Origin of the sequence: Haemophilus sp. C1 (assembly GCF_001276515.1) — a bacterium.
GTDB lineage: Bacteria > Pseudomonadota > Gammaproteobacteria > Enterobacterales > Pasteurellaceae > Haemophilus.
The window spans coordinates 1-695 of sequence record NZ_LDVZ01000071.1; the positions used below are offsets into that span (position 1 = coordinate 1).

The window sequence follows — 695 nt, forward strand, 5'->3', positions numbered from 1 at the left end:
CACCGAACCATACAATACGCCTTGGTCGCTATGAATAATCGGGCATTCTGTCGGTTTAAGCCGACTAAGCCCTTGTTCTAACATCTTTTTTACCAATGAAAACTTCGGGTGTGTCGCAAAGTTATAGGCAATAATTTCTCGATTTGCCAAATCCATCAATGGCGAAAAATAGAGCTTTTCTTGCCCAACTTGAAACTCGGTAACATCAGTTACCCATTTTTGATTGAGCGCCGTTGCGGTAAAGTCACGATTCAGTACATTCGGGGCAATATGCAATGTTTTTCCACGTTTTCCATGTCTTTTCTTACGTAAAATGGAATGAATACCTAACTCGTTCATCAGCTTTAACACCGTTTTATGATTCAAATTAAAACCCATTTGGCGTAATTTAAACGTCATAGGGCGATAACTATCTCGTTTTCTGTTCTTTTTATACAGCGATAAGATAGCCTCTTTTACTTCGTGATAAGTTCGCTTAATCTCTTTATAGTAAAAGCTTGAACGAGGCATTTTAGCCACACGAAGTAAATCATTTAACGCGTGGTTTGGCTTCAGCGTTTCAATGATTTTTCTTTTTTCTGCCGTTGTTTTTGACGGTCGAGCTCCTCCAACTCCTTTAGGTAAGCAATCTCCGCACGAGCCAAGGCGAGCTCTCGCTGCAGCTTTTTAAACGCTTTAGGTGAAAAGTCTGTGGT

Annotated in this window: 1 protein-coding gene and 1 pseudogene; both read right to left on the minus strand. The window is 40.4% G+C overall.

Going from position 1 to position 695, the window contains the following annotated elements:
• Positions 1–567, minus strand: a 567-nt coding sequence (locus tag ABW51_RS09570) for an IS3 family transposase (protein WP_197271872.1), incomplete at its 3' end; no start/stop codon positions are given.
• Positions 552–695, minus strand: a pseudogene (locus tag ABW51_RS10430) (transposase); the annotation flags it as partial. The pseudogene ABW51_RS10430 and the gene ABW51_RS09570, both read right to left, overlap by 16 nt.